Source organism: Pseudonocardia sp. 2-7, assembly GCF_056341085.1.
In genome coordinates, this window is sequence record NZ_CP094507.1 from 40,147 (window position 1) to 56,489 (window position 16,343).

At 73.6% G+C, this 16,343-nt stretch carries 15 protein-coding genes and 1 tRNA gene; 6 read left to right on the forward strand and 10 right to left on the reverse strand.

The features are described 5' to 3' along the window. Positions 1–7 precede the first annotated feature (7 nt). The 9 genes from crgA to MTO91_RS00255 all read right to left on the reverse strand — a co-directional run bounded on the left by crgA (position 8) and on the right by MTO91_RS00255 (position 11,237). Complete coding sequence (crgA, locus tag MTO91_RS00215; protein ID WP_020626195.1) at positions 8–268, reverse strand: cell division protein CrgA; 261 nt, start codon at positions 266–268, stop codon at positions 8–10. A 205-nt stretch (positions 269–473) separates the two neighbouring features. After that, positions 474–1,109 (reverse strand): aminodeoxychorismate/anthranilate synthase component II, encoded by a 636-nt coding sequence (locus tag MTO91_RS00220; protein ID WP_062399097.1) that lies wholly within the window; start codon positions 1,107–1,109, stop codon positions 474–476. 20 nt (positions 1,110–1,129) lie between these two features. Then, positions 1,130–3,094 carry a Stk1 family PASTA domain-containing Ser/Thr kinase gene (gene pknB / locus MTO91_RS00225; RefSeq protein ID WP_476653241.1) on the reverse strand — a complete coding sequence of 655 codons (1,965 nt, stop codon included), beginning with the start codon at positions 3,092–3,094 and terminating at the stop codon, positions 1,130–1,132. Then, complete coding sequence (locus MTO91_RS00230; RefSeq protein ID WP_476653242.1) at positions 3,091–4,842, reverse strand: serine/threonine-protein kinase; 1,752 nt, start codon at positions 4,840–4,842, stop codon at positions 3,091–3,093. Before MTO91_RS00230 ends, pknB begins: the two co-directional genes overlap by 4 nt. A gap of 40 nt (positions 4,843–4,882) precedes the next feature. Beyond that, on the reverse strand, positions 4,883–6,352 hold the full coding sequence (locus MTO91_RS00235) for a peptidoglycan D,D-transpeptidase FtsI family protein (RefSeq protein ID WP_208820405.1): 1,470 nt from the start codon (positions 6,350–6,352) through the stop codon (positions 4,883–4,885). After that, positions 6,349–7,836 carry an FtsW/RodA/SpoVE family cell cycle protein gene (locus MTO91_RS00240; protein ID WP_161152735.1) on the reverse strand — a complete coding sequence of 496 codons (1,488 nt, stop codon included), beginning with the start codon at positions 7,834–7,836 and terminating at the stop codon, positions 6,349–6,351. The genes MTO91_RS00235 and MTO91_RS00240 overlap by 4 nt, the downstream gene beginning before the upstream one ends. Continuing rightward, entirely contained in the window at positions 7,836–9,176 is a 1,341-nt protein-coding gene (locus MTO91_RS00245; protein ID WP_251783287.1) for a PP2C family protein-serine/threonine phosphatase, read from the reverse strand. The genes MTO91_RS00240 and MTO91_RS00245 overlap by 1 nt, the downstream gene beginning before the upstream one ends. A gap of 134 nt (positions 9,177–9,310) precedes the next feature. Continuing rightward, positions 9,311–9,784 carry an FHA domain-containing protein FhaB/FipA gene (locus MTO91_RS00250; protein ID WP_062399103.1) on the reverse strand — a complete coding sequence of 158 codons (474 nt, stop codon included), beginning with the start codon at positions 9,782–9,784 and terminating at the stop codon, positions 9,311–9,313. 112 nt (positions 9,785–9,896) lie between these two features. Continuing rightward, positions 9,897–11,237, reverse strand: coding sequence for a DUF3662 and FHA domain-containing protein (locus MTO91_RS00255; RefSeq protein WP_476653245.1), 1,341 nt, complete (start codon positions 11,235–11,237; stop codon positions 9,897–9,899). A gap of 263 nt (positions 11,238–11,500) precedes the next feature. Here MTO91_RS00255 and MTO91_RS00260 point away from each other — a divergent pair. After that, positions 11,501–11,586: transfer RNA gene (locus tag MTO91_RS00260), tRNA-Leu, on the forward strand. A gap of 139 nt (positions 11,587–11,725) precedes the next feature. Here the strand turns inward: MTO91_RS00260 and MTO91_RS00265 are convergent. Further along, complete coding sequence (locus MTO91_RS00265; protein WP_476653247.1) at positions 11,726–12,352, reverse strand: nucleoside/nucleotide kinase family protein; 627 nt, start codon at positions 12,350–12,352, stop codon at positions 11,726–11,728. A 51-nt stretch (positions 12,353–12,403) separates the two neighbouring features. On the opposite strand from MTO91_RS00265, the gene MTO91_RS00270 reads away from it, so the two are divergent. The 5 genes from MTO91_RS00270 to MTO91_RS00290 are packed head-to-tail and all read left to right on the forward strand — an operon-like array spanning position 12,404 to position 16,331. Beyond that, the gene (locus MTO91_RS00270) at positions 12,404–13,186 is read left to right on the forward strand and encodes an IclR family transcriptional regulator (protein WP_405420617.1); all 783 of its coding nucleotides are present in this window, start codon (positions 12,404–12,406) and stop codon (positions 13,184–13,186) included. An 18-nt stretch (positions 13,187–13,204) separates the two neighbouring features. Continuing rightward, entirely contained in the window at positions 13,205–13,984 is a 780-nt protein-coding gene (locus MTO91_RS00275) for an enoyl-CoA hydratase/isomerase family protein (RefSeq protein ID WP_476653248.1), read from the forward strand. Positions 13,985–14,044: 60 nt separating this feature from the next. Next, entirely contained in the window at positions 14,045–15,187 is a 1,143-nt protein-coding gene (locus tag MTO91_RS00280; protein WP_476653250.1) for a 5-methyltetrahydropteroyltriglutamate--homocysteine S-methyltransferase, read from the forward strand. A 17-nt stretch (positions 15,188–15,204) separates the two neighbouring features. Beyond that, the gene (locus MTO91_RS00285) at positions 15,205–15,546 is read left to right on the forward strand and encodes a TfoX/Sxy family protein (RefSeq protein ID WP_161152569.1); all 342 of its coding nucleotides are present in this window, start codon (positions 15,205–15,207) and stop codon (positions 15,544–15,546) included. Between the two features lie 32 nt (positions 15,547–15,578). Next, the gene (locus tag MTO91_RS00290; RefSeq protein WP_476653251.1) at positions 15,579–16,331 is read left to right on the forward strand and encodes a class I SAM-dependent methyltransferase; all 753 of its coding nucleotides are present in this window, start codon (positions 15,579–15,581) and stop codon (positions 16,329–16,331) included. Positions 16,332–16,343 lie beyond the last annotated feature (12 nt).

Genomic DNA, 16,343 nt, shown 5'->3' on the forward strand with positions numbered 1-16,343 from the left:
CTGCTGGTCAACGCCACCGCATCGTCATCAGCAGGCCGATCACGATGAGTGAGAACCCGATGATGAAGTTCCAGTTGCCCAGCGCCAGCATGAACGGGATGGACGGACCGGCCAGATAGTTGATCACCAGCCAGGCCAGGCCGAGGATCCACATCGCGACCATGACGGCGATGTAGGCCGGGTGTGTCGGTCCCGCGACCTTCTGCGGGGTGCGGCTGACCGGGGGCGGGGTGTAGGCCGCCTTCTTGCGGACCTTCGACTTCGGCATCTGACCTCATCGCCTGTCGGAGTCGGACACGGGTCCGGCCGGTGCGCCGGCCGGGGGCGGGACCTGCGACGGGGCGCCGTGGTCGGGGGACGTGGCGACCCGGACAGATCCGCCACCACGGTAGCGCGACCGCCTCGCCGTCCGGGTCACACCGGCGACACAGGCGTCACACGTCACGGGGACGTCGGGTGGTGCGGGGCGGGGATCAGACCCCGGCGACCAGTCCGGCCATCTCGTCGGACAGCCGTACGACGAGGTCCTCCGGCACGTCGTAGCCGGCCTGGCGCAGCCAGTTCGCCAGCATCCGGTGCCCGCCCTCGGTCAGCACGGACTCCGGGTGGAACTGCACGCCGGAGATCGGGAGCTCCCGGTGCCGCACGGCCATGATCAGGCCGGTCTCGGTGTGGCCGGTCGCCTCCAGCTCCGACGGCAGACCGTCGGGCGCGATCGTCAGCGAGTGGTAGCGGGTGGCCGTGAACGGCGACGGCAGACCGGTCAGCACACCGGTGTCGTCGTGGAAGACCTCCGAGGTCTTGCCGTGCAGCAGCTCGGGCGCGCGCTCCACGACCCCGCCCCAGGCGGTGGCCAGCGCCTGGTGGCCGAGGCACACGCCCAGCAGGGGCGTGGCGCGCTCCGCGGCGCGACGGATGACCTCGACGCTGCGACCGGCCCGCTCCGGGGTCCCCGGACCGGGGCTGACCAGGACGGCGCCGACCTCGTCGAGCTCGTCGAGCTCGACCTCGTCGTTGCGCCGGACCACCGGGTCGGCACCGAGCTGGGCCAGGTACTGGACCAGGTTGTAGACGAAGCTGTCGTAGTTGTCGACGACGAGTACGCGCACGGTCCCTCCCGGGAGAATCGTCAGTTGAACGGGAAGCCGTTGCTGCCGTTCTCACCGTCGCTGCTGCTGCCACCGGAGTAGCTGCCGACGGTGAGGGTGACGGTCTGGCCGCTCGAGGCCTCGGACCCGCCGGACGGGCTCTGCTGCAGCACGATGCCGTTCTGCGAGGAGTCCGAGACGTCGACCTGGCGGATCGACGGGCTCAGCCCCGCCTCCTGCAGTGTGCTGATCGCGCTGTCGACGCGCTGGCCGACGACGTTGGGCACCTGGTTCTGGTTCCCACGGCTGATCTGGATCGTGATGGTCTGGTCGGGTGCGACCCGGGTCCCGGCCGACGGGTTCGTGCCGACCGCCTGGCCCGCCGAACCGCTGCTGTCGACCTCGGTCGTGGAGATCGACTGGAAGCCGGCGTTCTGCAGCGTCGCCCGGGCGGCGTCGGCGGACTGGCCCGCCACGTCCGGCACGGCGACGGTCTGCTGCTTGCGGCCCACCACCAGCGACACCGCGGTGTTGCCCGAGACCTGCTGGCCCGGCCCCGGGTCGGAGGTGATGACCTTGCCGACCTGGCCGGAGTCGCTCGTGTCGCGTTCGGTGCGGCCGCCGACCTGCAGGCCGGCCTCCCGGAGCTTGGCCTCGGCCTCGTCCGGGGACAGGCCCTCCACGCTCGGCACCGTGACCTGCGCGGGCCCGCTGCCGACGTAGACCGTCACCCGGCTGTTCTCGGCGACCTGGTTGCCGCCGCCGGGGTCGGTCCGGACGACCTTGCCGACCTGGGCGACGTCCGACGGCTGGTCCTCCTGGGAGAACAGCAGCCCGGCCTGGGTGATGGTCTGCCGCGCCTGGTCCGGGGACTGGCCGAGCACGTCGGGCACCGACACCTGGTCCGGGCCCGAGGAGGAGAACAGCTGGAAGCCGACGAAGCCGAGCAGACCGATGACCGCGAGCGCGGCGACCCACAGGAGGGCCTTGCGCCGCCCGCCGCGGCCCTCGTCGTCGGCGTAGTCGGGGTGGTGCGGCGGCATCGTGTGCCGGCCGGTGGGCGGGCCGCCCGCGTCGAGCCGGCGCGTCGCCATGGCCTGGGTCGCGCCGTCGTGGGCCATCATGTGCGTGCGCTCGTGCTCGCTCATGACCAGCGGCGCGTGCACCGGCTCGCCGTTGCGCACGCGGACCAGGTCCGCCCGCATCTCGGCGGCCGACTGGTAGCGGTTGGCCGGGTTCTTGCTGAGCGCCTTGAGCACCACCGCGTCGAGCGCCGGGGGCACCGACGGGTTGAGCTCGGACGGGGACCGGGGGTCCTCCCGCACATGCTGGTAGGCGACCGCGACCGGGGTGTCCCCGGTGAAGGGCGGCTCGCCGGTCAGGAGCTCGAACAGCACACAGCCCGCGGCGTAGACGTCCGAGCGGGCGTCCACGGCCTCGCCGCGCGCCTGCTCGGGGGACAGGTACTGCGCCGTGCCGATGACGGCGGCGGTCTGGGTGACGTTCTGGCCCTCGCCCAGCGCACGGGCGATGCCGAAGTCCATGACCTTGACCGCGCCGACGCCGTTGATCATCACGTTCGCGGGTTTCACGTCGCGGTGGATGATGTTGTGCCGGTGCGAGAAGTCGAGCGCGGCGCAGACGTCGGCCATCACCTCGACGACCCGCTGCTGGGTCATCGGGCCGGTGGTCTTGACGATCTCGCGCAGCGTCTGTCCGTCGACGAACTCCATGACGATGTAGGGCAGCGGCCCGAACTCGGACTCGACCTCGCCGGTGTCGTACACCGCGACGATCGCCGGGTGGTTCAGCGACGCCGAGTTCTGCGCCTCGCGGCGGAAGCGCAACTGGAACTGGGGGTCGCGGGCCAGGTCGGCGCGCAGCACCTTGACCGCCACGTCCCGGCCGAGCCGGGTGTCGAGGCCGCGGTGGACCTCGGACATGCCGCCGTAGCCGAGCGGGTCGCCCAGCTCGTAGCGCTCGGAGAGCAGTCGTGGTGTCGTCATCGGTTCAGATTCCCGTACTCATCGAGTCCGTCGGAGGCGTGCTCATCATGCCGGTCGGCGCTCACTGCCGGTCCCGTACGGGCGACATGTGCGCTGGAGCGACCGTTCGGTGGGATCACCGGGACATCACCGGGCACCTCCGGTCGATCTTGGGCACGGGGGACGGCGAACGGCTCCGCCGGGACCGCCGGTCCCGTGGACCCGGCCGAGGGGCCGGCCGCGGTCGCCACGGTACCGGGCGCGACCCCCAGCGATCCGGGCCGCATGTCGTCGGGCGAGGCGCCCCTCAAGATCATCACTGCCAGGAGCACGGCGGCGAGCGTCAGGATCACGAACAGCACGGCCAGCCACGCCTTCGACCGTCCGGAGCGCTGCGGGCCGAGATCGAGCGGGCCGGACGGATGCTGCTCGGGCATCCGGTCGGCGGAGGCGTTGCGGCGCACCGGCGGACGGGTCGGCGCCGATCGCTGCTGCCCCGGGACCCCGGGTCCGGTGGGCGGCCCGCCCGGACGACGGCCACCCGGGAGACCGCCGCTGTGCGGCCCGGTGTGCGGCGGCCGCAGCGGGGCACCGTAGGGCGGCGAGCCCGGGGGCACGGGGACCGGCCCGGACCAGGACGGCGTGCCGCCCGGGGTGCGCGGTCCCTGCGGCCGGCCCGGCGCGCCACCGGGGTACGGACCGGTGACCGGGCGGGAGACACCCTGGTCCGGCCCGGTGCGGCGGGCGCCGTCGGGGCCGGGGTCACCGGTGCGCGGGCCGCGGTCGGCGGTGTCGGTGCCGCCCGCCGACGGGCCGTCGTCACCGGTCCCCGGCCCGGACTCCTGCAGGACGTGCCGCGAGCCGGTGCCGTCGTCGCCGCGGAAGTCGGGTGCGTACCCGGCGGGGGCGGGGATACCGGGCGGCGGCGGCCGGTGCCCGCGCCGGACCGCGGCGACGGCGTCGGCGAACTCGGCGCCGTCGGCGTAGCGCTGCTCGGGGTCCTTGACCAGCACCGAGGAGACCAGTTCGCGGACCCGCTCGGGGATCTCGTCCGGCAGTGGTGGCGGGTCGTCGCGGACCTGCATCATCGCCACCGCGACCGCGCTCTCGGCGCGGAACGGCCGCACCCCGGCCAGGCACTCGTAGCCGACGATGCCGAGCGAGTAGACGTCGCCCGACGGCCCGGCCTCCTCGCCGGAGGCCTGCTCCGGAGCGATGTAGTGGGCGGTGCCCATGACCATCCCGGACCGGGTCACCGGGACGGCGTCGGCGGCCTTGGCGATGCCGAAGTCGGTCAGCTTCACGACGCCGTCGGTGCGCAGCAGGATGTTGCCGGGCTTGACGTCGCGGTGGACGAACCCGCGCTCGTGCGCGGCGAACAGCGCCCGGCCCGCCTGCTCGAGGATGTCGAGCGCCTCGTCGGCGGGGATGGGCCCGCGCCCGATCCGCGACGACAGCGGCTCACCCCGGACGAGCTCCATCACCAGGTAGGCGGTGCGCCCGCCGCCGGTGGGGCTGTCGTCCTCGCCGTAGTCGTGCACGGCGGCGATCCCGGCGTGGTCGAGCGAGGCGACGGTGCGGGCCTCGATGCGGAACCGGTGCAGGAACTCCGGGTCGTCGGAGAGCTCCGCCTTGAGGACCTTCACCGCGACGCTGCGCCCGAGCCGGGTGTCCGAGGCCTCCCAGACCTCGCCCATCCCGCCGACCGCGATCCGCCGGTCCAGCTGGTAGCGCTCGGAGATCAGCTGCCCGGCCGACAGGGCGCTCACGGGGCCGCCGGGGACCTGCGCCGGGCCGGGTCCCGCGGGCTCACTGGGCGTCCCGCAGCGCCTCGGCGATCACGGCCCGCCCGATCGGGGCCGCGACCGAGCCACCGGTCGCCTCGAGCGCCCGGTCGCCGCCGTTCTCGACGAGCACCGCCACCGCGACCTTGGGGTTGTCGGCCGGTGCGAACGCCACGTACCAGGCGTGCGGCGGGGTGTTCTTCGGGTCGGTGCCGTGCTCGGCGGTACCGGTCTTCGACGCGATCTGGACGCCGGTGATCTTGCCGCCGCCCGAGGTCCGGTCCTCCGAGCCGACCATCAGGTCGGTCATCGTGCGGGCCACGTCGGCCGGCATCGACCGCGACATCCGGTCCGGGTCGGTGGTGTCGACGACGTCCAGGGTCTGGCTCTGGATCTCCTTGACCAGGTGCGGGGCCATCGTCTGGCCGCCGTTGGCGATCGAGGCGCCGATCATCGCCAGCTGCATCGGGGTCAGCCGGACGTCGCGCTGCCCGATCGCGGACTGCTGGGTCGAGGGGGTGTCGGCCATCGGGCCGACCTGCGACGCCGTGACGGGCATCGGGATCTGCAGGTCGGTGCGTCCGATGCCGAACGCCTCGGCCTGGGCACGGAGCTTGTCCGGGCCGAGCTCCCCGCCGAGCTGGGCGAACGCGGTGTTGCAGGATCGCGCCAGCGCCTCGCGCAGCGACGCCGTCGCCCCGCCGCCGCAGGCCGAGCCGTTGTAGTTCTCCAGGGTGGTCGTGGAGTCGGCCAGCTGGATGTTGCGGGCGGCCGTGAGCTGGCTGTCCGGGGTGTAGCCGTTCTGCAGGGCGGCCGCGGTGGTGACGAGCTTGAACGTCGAGCCGGGCGGCTCGATCTCGTTGATCGCCCGGTTGGTCATCGGGTCCGGGTCGGCGGCGCCGTAGCGCTTCCACGCCTCCTGCTGCTGCGCCGGGTCCGGCGAGGCCAGCGGGTTCGGGTCGAACGACGGCGTCGAGGCCATCGCCAGGATCTCGCCGGTCTGCGGCACCAGCGCGACGACGGCGCCGGTGTACCCGCGGGAGGCCAGCCCGTCGTAGGCGGCGCGCTGCACCTCGGGGTCGATGGTGGTCACCACGTTGCCGCCCGCCGGGTCCCGGCCGGTGATGAGGTCCGACAGCCTGCGCACGAACAGCCGGTCGTCGGTGCCGTTGAGCACCTCGTCGGTGGACCGCTCGAGTGCGGTCTTGCCGTACACGGTCGACAGGAAGCCGGTGACCGGCGCGAACATCTCGCCCTGCGGGTACTGGCGGGCGAACCGCAGCCGGCCGTCGCTCTCGACGCTCTGCGCGAGGACCTGCCCGCCGGCGACGATCTGGCCGCGCTGACGCGAGTACTCGTCGATCTGCGAGCGCTGGTTGCGGGAGTCGTCCCGGTACTGGCCGGCCATGACCACCTGCACGTAGGTGATGTTGCCGAGCAGGACCACGATCATCACCATCACGGCGAGTGCCACGCGGCGGACCGGGCGGTTCACGTCTCGCTCCTCTGGGCGGCGGTGTCGGCGTGGTTGTCGTCACGGGTGTCGGAGCGGCCCGTCCCGGGACGCTGGACGAGCTCGGTGCTGGCCTCGGCGATCGGCGCCCGCGGCTTCGCGGGCCGGACGGGAAGCGGTGCCCTGGCCACGTGCGAGATCCGCAGCAGGATCGCCACCAGCACGTAGTTCGCCAGCAGCGACGAGCCGCCGTAGGACAGGAACGGGAGCGTCAGACCGGTCAACGGGATCAGCTTCGTCACCCCGCCGATGACGACGAAGATCTGCAGCGCCACCGAGAACGACAGCCCGGTCGCGAGCAGCTTGCCGTAGGAGTCGCGCACGGCCAGGGCCGACCGCAGCCCACGGGTGATGAGCACCAGGTAGACCAGCAGGATCGCGGCCAGCCCGATCAGCCCGAGCTCCTCGCCGAGCGAGGAGAAGATGAAGTCGGACTCGGCGAAGGGCACGATGTCCGGCCGGCCGGCGCCCAGCCCGGTCCCGCCGACACCGCCGGTGCCGAGCCCGAACAGCGCCTGCGCGAGCTGGTAGCCGCCGCCGCTGAAGTCGGCGAACGGGTCCAGCCAGATCCGCACACGGGTCTGGACGTGGTCGAACAGGTTGTAGGCGACGACGGCGCCGCCGGAGAACGCCAGCAGCCCGATCACCATCCACGACACGCGTTCGGTCGCGGTGTAGAGCAGGACCAGGACCAGGCCGAAGATCAGCAGCGAGCTGCCGAGGTCGCGCTGGAGCACGAGCACGCCGACCGACAGCCCCCAGGCGACGAGCAGGGGCGCCAGGTCACGGGCGCGGGGCAGCTCCATGCCCAGGAATCGGCGGCCCGCGGTGGAGAGCAGGTTGCGCTTCTGGACCAGGTAGGCCGCGAAGAAGATGATCAGCAGGATCTTGGAGAACTCGCCGGGCTGGATGCCGGGGCCGCCGGGGATGCGGATCCACAGCTTGGCCCCGTTGACCTCGGAGATCGACGACGGCAGGAACGCCGGGATCGCCAGGAAGACCAGGCCGACGAAGCCGGCGGTGTAGCCGTAGCGGGCCAGTGTGCGGTGGTCCCGGAGGAAGAACAGCACCAGCGCGAACAACGCCAGGCCGGCGACGGTCCAGGTGACCTGGGCGCCGATCAGCCCGCTCGGCACCGGGCTCCCGGTGGCCTCCGCGCGGGCGGCCTTGGCCAGGTCGAGCCGGTGGATCATCACCAGGCCGATGCCGTTGAGCAGCGCGACCGACGGCAGGATCAGCGGGTCGGCGTAGGGCGCGAGGAAGCGCACCGCCACGTGCGCACCCGCGAACAGCACGAGGTACGCCAGACCCACCCACAACAGGTCGGTCGTCAGCGACTGCTCCTGGTTCGCCTCCACCAGCACCAGCGCACCGGTCGTGAGCACGGCGGCCAGGCCCAGCATCAACAGCTCGATGCCGCGGCCGGTGGGCGTGGTCGGCTCCGCGGCGGAGCTGCCCGTGGCCATCAGCCGTCGAGCCGGCAGTTCCGGCCCGGCTCGGGGGTCGCGGTCGGCAGCGGGGTCGTCGTCACCGGCGGGGCGCCGGGTACCTGGACGACCGCGGGCGGCTGCGGCGGGTTCAGGGTGGAGCAGAGCGGGAGCATGCGCTCCCGCAGCCGGTCGACGGTCTCCCGCGCACCGGTCTCGCCCTCGTCGGAGACGATGCCGTCGGTGACCTGGCTGCGGACCGCCTGCGGCAGGTCGTCGAGGCCGATGTCGGTGGACTCGGCCACCCGTTGCAACGGGACTCCGAGCACGTTGCCGCGCACACCCTGGTAGATCGCGACCTGGTTCCGGTCGACGGCCACGTAGTACTGCTGCAGCACCAGCGCCCGGGCGACGAACACACCTGCCACGAGCACCACGAGCACGCCCAGCAGGGCGAGCACCGGGCGCAGGCCGCGCCGCCGGCGCGGCTCCTCCGCGGCGGCGGGCTCCAGCCGCACCGGCTCGGTGCGGGGCAGCGTGGTGGCCGCGGCGCGCTGCGCCGAGGAGTGCGGGGTCCGCTCGTCGTGGCGGTAGTCGCCGTCGCCGGCGCGCGGGTTGCGGCCCGCGGAGCCCCCGATGATCGGGGCGTCGTCGGCGTAGTCGACGTCCACGACGTCGGCGACGATGCAGGTGATGTTGTCCGGCCCGCCGCCGCGCAGCGCCAGCTCGATCATGCGGTCGGCGCACTCGCGCGGGTCGGCGTAGTCGGTCAGGGTGTCGTGCAGCGTCTCGTCGCTGACCGGGCCGGACAGGCCGTCGGAGCACAGCAGGAAGCGGTCCCCGGCGCGGGCCTCGCGGATCGACAGCGACGGGTCGACGTCCTGCCCGGTGATGGCGCGCAGCAGCAGCGACCGCTGCGGGTGCGTGTGCGCCTCCTCCTCGGTGATCCGGCCCTCGTCGATCAGCGACTGGACGAACGTGTCGTCCTTCGTGATCTGGGCGAACTCGCCGTCCCGCAGCAGGTAGCAGCGCGAGTCGCCGACGTGGACCATGCCCAGGCGCGAGCCCGCGAACAGGATCGCGGTCAGCGTGGTGCCCATGCCCTCGAGGTCGGGGGCCTCGGCGACGTGGCGGGAGATCGCCTCGTTGCCGTCGTGGGTGGCCTCGCGGAGTTCGGCGAGCAGGTCGTCACCGGGTACGTCGTCGTCGAGCGGGGCCAGTGCGGAGATCACCAGGGACGAGGCGACCTCGCCCGCGGCGTGACCGCCCATGCCGTCGGCGAGGGCGAGCAGGCGGGGGCCCGCGTAGACGGCGTCCTGGTTGTTCTGCCGGACCAGTCCGCGGTCACTGCGGGCCGAGTAACGCAGCACCAGTGTCACGGGGCGGCTCCGGCTTCGGTCGGGGCACGTCGGGCGGATCCCGCGCCGCGGGACCGGTCGGACGGCCGCGGCACCGGGGGAGCGGTCGGTCGCGCCGGGCTCACGGTCGGTACCTCATGGTCGGTCCGTGTCCGTCACGATCGCAGCTCGATCACCGTCTTGCCGATGCGGACCGGTGTCCCCAGCGGGACCCGGGTGGGCCCGGTGACCTTATTACGTTCCAGATAGGTGCCGTTCGTCGACCCGAGATCCTCGACGTACCAGTCGTCACCCTGCTGCGAGATGCGTGCGTGCCGGGTGGAGGCGTAGTCGTCGTCGAGCTTGAGGGTCGAGTCGTCGGCGCGGCCGATCAGGATCGGCCGGGAGTCGAGCGTGATGCGGCTGCCGGCCAGCGGACCCTGGGTGACGAGGAGCTGGCGGGCCACCTTGCCGCGGCCACCGCCGCGGACCCTGGCGGCCCGTCCGCCGCCCGCGCGGCCGGGTGCGGCCGTCCGGAGACCGGACGCGGCGTAGAGGTCGGAGCGGACCACCTGGAGTGCGAGCAGGACGAACAGCCACAGGAGGGCGAGGAAGCCGCCCCGGGTCAGTTGCAGTACCAGTTCCGGCACGTCGTCCTACTCGCCCTTCTCGTGTTCCCGCACGCTCCGCCCGCCCGGTGGATCACCGGGCGGGCGGGGACGCACCGCTGTCGCTGCGCGGACTCCGCTCCGCGGGTGTGGCTCAGCCCTGGGTGCGGAACACCAGGCTGGAGTGACCCACGCGGATCACGTCGCCGTCGGTCAGCTGGCAGGACTGCACCGGGGAGTTGTTCACCGTGGTGCCGTTGGTCGAGCCCAGGTCGTTCAGGGTCGCGACCTGGCCGTCCCAGGTGACCTCCAGGTGCCGGCGGGACACACCGGTGTCCGGGAGCCGGAACTGGGAGTCCTGGCCGCGGCCGATGACGTGGGTGCCCTCGGCCAGCTGGTAGTTGCGGTTCGACCCGTCGTCCAGGATCAGCATCGCAGTCAGCTGCGCCGGAGCGCCCCAGCCGCCCTGGCCGCCGTAACCCTGGCCGTCGTAGCCCTGGTCGTAGCCCTGGTCGTAGCCGCCCTGCTGGTAGCCGGGCTGGGCGTAGCCCTGCTGCTGGCCGTAGCCGCCGTCGTAGCCCTGCTCGTAGCCACCCTGCTGCGGGTAGCCGGGCTGGGCGTAGCCCTGGGGCTGGCCGTAGCCACCCTGCTGGGGCTGGCCGTAGCCGTCGTAGCCCTGCTCGTAGCCCTGCTGGGGGTAGCCACCCTGCTGCGGCTGGCCGTAGCCCTGCTGGCCGTACTGGTCGTAGCCGCCCTGCTGGGGCTGGCCGTAGCCGCCCTGCTGGCCGTAGCCCTGCTGCTGGCCGTACTGGTCGTAGCCGGGCTGCTGCTGGTCGTACCCGGGCTGCTGGCCGTAGCCCTGCTGGGGCTGGCCGTACTGGTCGTAGCCGGGCTGGCCGTAGCCGCCCTGCTGCTGCCCGTACTGGTCGTACCCGCCCTGCTGCTGGCCGTAGCCGCCCTGCTGCTCCTGGTCGTACCCCTGAGGCGCGTAGGTCTGCTGGCCGTACCCGCCGGGTGCGCCCCGGTCGTATCCGTACTGCCCGTTCTCCTCGGGGTGGCCCGGTTGCTGGCTCATGGGTGCTTCTCCTGCGGTGCGTGCTCGGTTGGCGGCCCGACGGGAAGCGTCGGGGTCGACAGCGGAGCGGGTGCGGAATTGTCCCGTGTGCAGCGCCTCGGAGCGCTCCAGAAAGACTACGACCTCACCGTAGGTGTCCCAGCCCTGGTCGGTGAGTTCCTTCGCCACGTGCGACGAGAGGGATCGGACGACCCCGTCCTCGTCGCCCGCCATCCGGTCGAGATCGCTGGGGCTGAGCAGAACGGTGTACCGGTTGGGCGCCAGCTGGCGACCTCCGGCGAGCTGCTCGACGTTGTCCTCGGCTTCCCTCAGCAGTGCCTGTGCGACTTCCTGTGGGACGACACTGCCCCCGAAGACCCGCGCGAAGGCGTCGCCCACGAACCCCTGAAGTCGGCGCTCGAAGCGGTCCACGCGGCCCAAAAGATCTCCTCCATCCGCATCGGCGTGTCGGTGATGTGCGACCGATCGTATCTGTGTTATCCGCCGGGCACGGCGGGGCCCGGCACGAGCGGGCGACCGGCCCCGCGGTGCCACCGACGTGCTCCCCTCCGATCTACCCGGCCCGGAGCCGCGGCGCATCCCGGTGCCCCACCCGCCACGACCCCCTCCAGCTGGTGATCGACGGGCAGGGGACCCCCCTGCGAACGGCTGCCGAGCGGGGTGCTAACTTTCTCGTGTCGCTCGGGCGAGTGGCGGAATGGCAGACGCGCACGGTTCAGGTCCGTGTGTCCGAAAGGACGTGAGGGTTCAACTCCCTCCTCGCCCACCATCTCCCCTCATCGGGGATTCTCCCCCTTCGGCGGTCACCACCGCCATCGCGAGATCGGTTCCGGGTGTAACCCGATCCGGTCTCGCTTGTCGTTTTCCCGGGCTCCGGCCACGCTCCGTGCCCGGACGCCGTGCGCCGATCAGGCGTCCCGCAGCGCCGGGCGGTCGGGATGGTCGGCCATCACGAGCACATCGGCGAACGAACCGGGGTCGCCCTCGCTCTCGTAGCGGGCGTACGCGGCGGCCGTCCAGGCGTCGTCGGGGGGCAGCATGCGGCGCAGCGCGGCCCCGCCGACGCGCAGGTGCACGGTCAGCTCGGCGGCCAGGCCCCGGCCCAGCAGCCGCCCGCCGGCGAGCAGCACCACCCCGTCCGGCCCGAGCGGCACCGGCTCGTCGCGGTAGGCACGGTCGCGCACCGTGTCGCGCAGCCGGGGCAGCACCAGGCCGCTGCCGCCGGGACCCATCGGGGCGAGGACCTCGCGGCGCAGCGCGGGCTCGTCGAGCCAGCCGTCGAGGAACATGTCCGGGTCGGTGCGGCCGAGCTCCAGGCGGACCGACGCCGGTCGCAGGAAGTCGTCGGCGTCCACCGCCAGGGCCGGTCGGCCGCCGGAGCGCAGCCGCTCCGCGACCGCCCGGGCCAGCTCCAGCGGGGCCGCGGGCGGGGCGCCGTCGACGAGCACGCGCACCCGCCCCGACCGCTCCCGGGCGCGTTCCGCCAGGTGTGCCGCGAGTCCCGCCCGGTCGACGGGCCGGAACGCCCCTGCCATGTCGTCCTCCCGGTCCTGGCGTGCCCTCGGTCCCGCAGCGACACTAGGCGGATGGTCGGCGACGGCGCGGGAGCGGTGCTGCGCCGAGCGCTGCGGGTCCTCGAGGCGGTCGCCGAGGCGGGTGACGGGGTCAGCGCCAAGGCCCTCGCCCGCCGCCTGGAGCTGCCGTTGCCGACGGCGTACCGGTTGCTGGGGACGCTCGTCGAGGAGGGCTACCTGGTCCGGCTGCACGCCGAGCGCGGGTACGGGCTGGGCTACCGCGTCGTCGGGCTGTACCGGGGGATGACCGACCCGATCGTGCCGCCCGCCCCGGCCCGGGAGGTGCTCGCCGAGCTGCACACCACGGCCCGCGCGGCGGTGGTGCTGGCCGTGCTGCGGTCCGACGACGTCGTCGTCGCCCACACCGAGACCTGTGCGGCGCACCCGGGGCCGGGCGCGGTGACCGGGGAGCCGCTGCCCGCGCACGCGACCGCGCCGGGCAAGGCACTGCTCGCCGGGCTGGACGCCGGACGGCTGGCCGACGTCCTCGGCGTCGGGCACGGGCCGCTGGCGCCGCTGACCCCGCACACCCTCACCGACCGGCGGCTGCTCGACCGCGACCTGCTGCGGGTCCGCTCGGCGGGGGTCGCGGTGGAGGTGGAGGAGCACGCCCGCGGCCGGGCCGGGCTCGCGGTCGCGGTGCCGCACCCGGGCGGCGGGTCCGCGCTGTCGGTCGTCGTCAGCCGGGCGGACTTCACCGGGCGCCGCTGGGAGCTCGAACGTGCGGTGCGCGAGGCCGCGGTGCCGCTGGCCCGGCACCTGGCCGCGGCGCCGGGGGTCGCCGCGTCCGGCTGAGCCCGCCAGGATGATCCGATGGCCGGCGGGGTGCGCTACGAACGCGACGGACACGTCGTGACGATCACCTACGACCGCCCGGAGAAGCGCAACGCGATCGACGGGGACATGCGGCGCGCGATCAACGCCGCCTGGGACCGCTTCCGCACCGACGAGGAGGCGTGGGTCGCGATCGTGACCGGCGAGGGGCCTGCGTTCTGTGCCGGGGCGGACACGCGCTCGACCACCGGCAACCCGGCGGGCGACTTCCCGGGCAGCTTCTTCGAGCGGCCGACGGTGAACTCGCTGGAGAGCGGCTGGGAGATCTTCAAGCCGATCGTCGCCGCGGTGAACGGACCCGCCGTCGGCTACGGCGTCACGCTGCTGACCTGGTGCGACTTCGTGATCGCCTCGGATCGCGCCACCTTCTCCTTCCCGGAGGCCCGGCTGGGCGTCCCGACGATCGTCGGTGCGCTGCGGCTGCCCCGGATGATCGACCGGCAGTACGCGATGGAGCTGCTGCTCACCGGCGAGACGATCGACGCGCGGCGGGCGCACGAGATCGGCCTCGCCGGGTGGGTCGTGCCGCACGAGGAGCTGGGCGACGCCGCCCGGGACCTCGCCCGGCGGCTCACCGCGGGGGCGCCGCTGGCCCAGCGTGCGATCAAGGAGATGGCGGTGCGCGGACCGGAGATGGGTACCACCGAGGCGATCCGCTTCGGTGAGACGCTGCGGAAGGTCGTCGCGACCACCGAGGACGCGGCGGAGGGTGCCGCTGCGGCCCGGGAGAAGCGGTCCCCGCGCTGGCATGCGCGATAGACCTTCCATTCTCCGGAAGTGACGTCGGCGGACATGCGGACACGGCGATACGTTCGCCCGATGCCGGAGAAGACAGTGGAGTCGCTCGTCCGCACCGTCCCGCCGTTCCGGGCCGACCACGTCGGTTCGCTGCTGCGGCCGCCCGCCCTGCTCGCCGCCCGGGAGCTGCACGCCGCGGGTGAGCTCGACGACGCGGGCCTGCGCGCGGCCGAGGACGCCGCGATCACCGACGTCGTCGCGCTGCAGGAGTCGGTCGGCATGCGCTCGGCCACCGACGGCGAGTTCCGCCGCACCTCCTGGCACATGGACTTCATCTACGCCCTCGGCGGCGTCACGAAGACCTCCGGCCGGGTCGAGGTCGCGATGCGCAACGCGGCGGGCCAGAACAACTTCACCTCCGCCGGGATGGCCGTCGACAGCCAGGTGCACCTCGAAGAACCCGTCTTCGCCTCGGCGTTCGAGTACCTGGCCGCGCAGGTCACCACGGCGACCCCGAAGCTCACGATCCCCTCGCCGAGCATGGTCTACGCCCGCGGCGGCCGGTCGGTCATCTCCAGCGAGGTCTACCCCGACGTCGAGGAGTTCTGGTCCGACCTGTCGACCGCCTACGCCGACCAGCTCCGCGCGATGTACGACCGCGGCTGCCGCTACCTGCAGCTCGACGACACCGCGCTGGCCTACCTGAACGACCCGGCGCACCGCGCGCAGCTGGCCGAGAAGGGTGACGACCCGGAGACCCAGCACCTGCGCTACATCCGCCAGATCAACGCCGCGATCGCCGACCGGCCGTCGGACATGTACGTCACCACGCACATGTGCCGGGGCAACTACCGGTCGTCGTGGGCCGCGGAGGGCGGCTACGACCACGTCGCCGAGGCGCTGTTCGGCACGCTGGGCGTCGACGGCTTCTTCTGTGAGTTCGACGACGAGCGCTCCGGTGGGTTCGCCCCGCTGCGGTTCGTCCCGAAGGGCAAGCAGGTGGTGCTCGGGCTGGTCACGACCAAGTCCGGGGCGCTGGAGGACCCGGACGCGCTCAAGCGCCGGATCGACGAGGCGGCGCGGTACGTGCCGCTGGACCAGCTGTGCCTGTCGCCGCAGTGCGGGTTCTCCTCCACCGTCGAGGGCAACGAGCTCACCGTCGACGACCAGAAGCGCAAGCTGGAGCTGATCGTCTCGGTCGCCGAGGACGTCTGGGGCCGCTGAGGGCCATACTCGCCCGGGTGGCCTACGACGAGGGTCTCGCCGCCCGTCTGCGCAGCCTGCTCGCGGACCGGCCGGTGACCGAGAAGACGATGTTCGGCGGGCTCGCCTTCCTGGTCGACGGGCACATGGCCGTCGCCGCGAGCGGACGTGGCGGGCTGCTCGTGCGGGTGGCCGCGGACCGCTCCGCGGAGCTGCTGGAGCGCCCGCGGACCGAGCGGATGGTGATGGGCGGCCGCGAGATGACCGGCTGGCTGTGGGTGGCCGGCGAGCCCGACGTCGACGACCTCGACGGCCCGGAGCTCGCCGGCTGGGTCGCCGAGGCGGTCGCCGTCGTGGAGACACTCCCACCGAAGCGGTGACCGCGGCGCCGGGCCGGACTAGCGTCGGAGCCGTGAGCACCGCTGCCGCATCCCCGCTGTTCGACCGTGTCCTGGCGGGTGCCGGCCCGGGCTCGCGGCTGCTGGACGTCGGCTGCGGGGCGGGGCGGCTGCTCGCCGACGCGGCCGCCGCCGGGCTGGCCGTCACCGGCGTCGACACCGAACCCCGCGCGCTCGCCGCGGCGGAGCGGGCCGCGCCCGGGGCGGACCTGCGGGTCGCCGACGCCCACGAGCTGCCCTTCGCCGATGACGCGTTCGACCTGGTCACGCTGGTGCAGGTACTGGAGCACCTCCCGAACCCGGTGCTCGCGCTGCGCGGGGCGGGCCGGGTGTGCGCGCCGAGCGGCGCGGTGCGGGCCACGGTCTGGGGCACCCCCGACGAGTGCGACGCCGCCGTCATCGGCGCGGCGCTCGCCCCGCTCACCGGGGCCGCGCCCGCGCCTCCGCAGAACAACCCCGGGCCCGACCGCAGCGGCGTCGGTGCGCCCCCGCTGACCGACCCGCGGCGGCTGACCCGGCTGGCGGAGCTGGCCGGGCTCGTGGTGCGGGAGGTCGCCGTCGTCCGGGTGCCGGTGGTGCACCCCGACCCGGACGACCTCGTCGCCGGGGTGCTCGCGTCCGGGCCGGGGCGGCACGCGGCACGCCACGCCGGCCCCGCCGCCGTCCGCGCGGCCCTGCTGGAGGCCCTGGCCCCGTTCGCGCACGGCGCGGGCTACCGCCTCACCGACACCGTGCGTGTTCTGGACGCCGGTCCTCCCGCGCGCTGATCCGCGGTTCGC

Excerpts from the sequence above, each read along its gene's own strand:
- MTO91_RS00270 (WP_405420617.1), top strand. The coding sequence starts at position 12,404 with ATGGTCGGCGACGGCGCGGGAGCGGTGCTGCGCCGAGCGCTGCGGGTC.
- MTO91_RS00280 (WP_476653250.1), top strand. The coding sequence starts at position 14,045 with ATGCCGGAGAAGACAGTGGAGTCGCTCGTCCGCACCGTCCCGCCGTTC.
- MTO91_RS00265 (WP_476653247.1), bottom strand. The coding sequence starts at position 12,352 with ATGGCAGGGGCGTTCCGGCCCGTCGACCGGGCGGGACTCGCGGCACAC.
- pknB (WP_476653241.1), bottom strand. The coding sequence starts at position 3,094 with ATGACGACACCACGACTGCTCTCCGAGCGCTACGAGCTGGGCGACCCG.
- MTO91_RS00240 (WP_161152735.1), bottom strand. The coding sequence starts at position 7,836 with ATGGCCACGGGCAGCTCCGCCGCGGAGCCGACCACGCCCACCGGCCGC.
- crgA (WP_020626195.1), bottom strand. The coding sequence starts at position 268 with ATGCCGAAGTCGAAGGTCCGCAAGAAGGCGGCCTACACCCCGCCCCCG.
- MTO91_RS00275 (WP_476653248.1), top strand. The coding sequence starts at position 13,205 with ATGGCCGGCGGGGTGCGCTACGAACGCGACGGACACGTCGTGACGATC.